The 1,148-nt window shown below is 41.2% G+C and carries 2 protein-coding genes; both read right to left on the bottom strand.

Annotated elements, in window-relative coordinates; all coding sequences use genetic code 11:
• A partial coding sequence (locus PGR14_RS15985; RefSeq protein ID WP_270223722.1) for a MobA/MobL family protein occupies positions 1–239 on the bottom strand: 239 nt, incomplete at its 3' end.
• A 109-nt stretch (positions 240–348) separates the two neighbouring features.
• Positions 349–1,148, bottom strand: an 800-nt coding sequence (locus PGR14_RS15990) for a MerR family transcriptional regulator (protein ID WP_270223724.1), incomplete at its 5' end; no start/stop codon positions are given.

Consider the following 1,148-nt stretch of genomic DNA (forward strand, 5'->3'; position numbering starts at 1 on the left):
CATTGCTTCTCAACAGCTTCGGCGGCGTTCCATAAGGTATTGCGGTCTGCATACTCTGGCGGGGCATTTGCCGGGAGCAGGATTTCATTATGGACGATACCACGCTTTTCTGGGTAGTGCTTCACTTGCTGGTCGTATTCACAGAACAGCTTTTCGCCGCTTTGGTAAGCAGCGGCGGCAACAGCAGACTGGCGGTTGCTACGCTGGACGATGGAGATTTGATTGTGTGGACAGGGCATTTAGTGTTCCTCCTTTCCGATTTTAGGTATAAAAAAAGCAGGAGACCTTTTTCAGATTTCCTGCTTGGTGTGCCGCTGGGGGCGGCGGGTATTTAGTTAAAATTCAAGATTACTTAACTTTATAATAGTTTTCTATTGCCTGTGCAAAGAAATCAGAAGCCCCTTCACCGTATTTTTCGTCTATCATTGGTTTGATTTGTTCATTGCGGTAATACTGCGCCTGTGCCATCATAAAGCCTTTTTCTTCTTTTATCTGGGCAAGCTGTTTCATAACAAAGCCATATTCTCCAACAAGCTCTTTTACTTCAAAAGAATCTATGTCACAATTCTGTTTTGCAATCAGTTTTTGCAAAATCGCTTCTATCCGTTTGTTATAGCTTTCTGCAACTTCTTTGCTGACGGGAGTTCGGGCAACAGACAGAAACTTGTCCTTTCCACCATACCATTCAACTACCTTTGCATAGCCTTTCTGCATTTCTTCCGAAGATACGACTTCCATATAATGCTTTTTCCATTGTTCAATGCTACCAAATTCTTTAATTGCAATGTTTCTCATATTCTCCGGCATATGCTCAAGCATGGTTTGGAACATTTCTTCTACTTCTGTTTTGGTAAAAATTGTAAAATCCATTTTGTTCTCTCCTTTCAGAATGTCATCAATGCTGGCAATCAGACGTTCCATTCGTTCTTTCTTTGTTACCAACATTTTTCGCTGTACTTGTAGAATCTGATTTCTTTCAAGAGCCGGATTGTCCAAAACAGCTTTGATTTCTTTCAAGGAGATATCAAACTCACGGAAAAATAAAATCTGTTGTAATGTTTCCAGTGCCTTATCGTCATAAAGCCGGTATCCCGCATCACTTTTTTCTGTTGGCTTTAACAACCCGATTTCATCATAATAGTGAAGCG

The organism is Coprococcus sp. AF99-45 (assembly GCF_027663865.1).
Lineage (GTDB): Bacteria > Bacillota > Clostridia > Lachnospirales > Lachnospiraceae > Allocoprococcus > Allocoprococcus comes.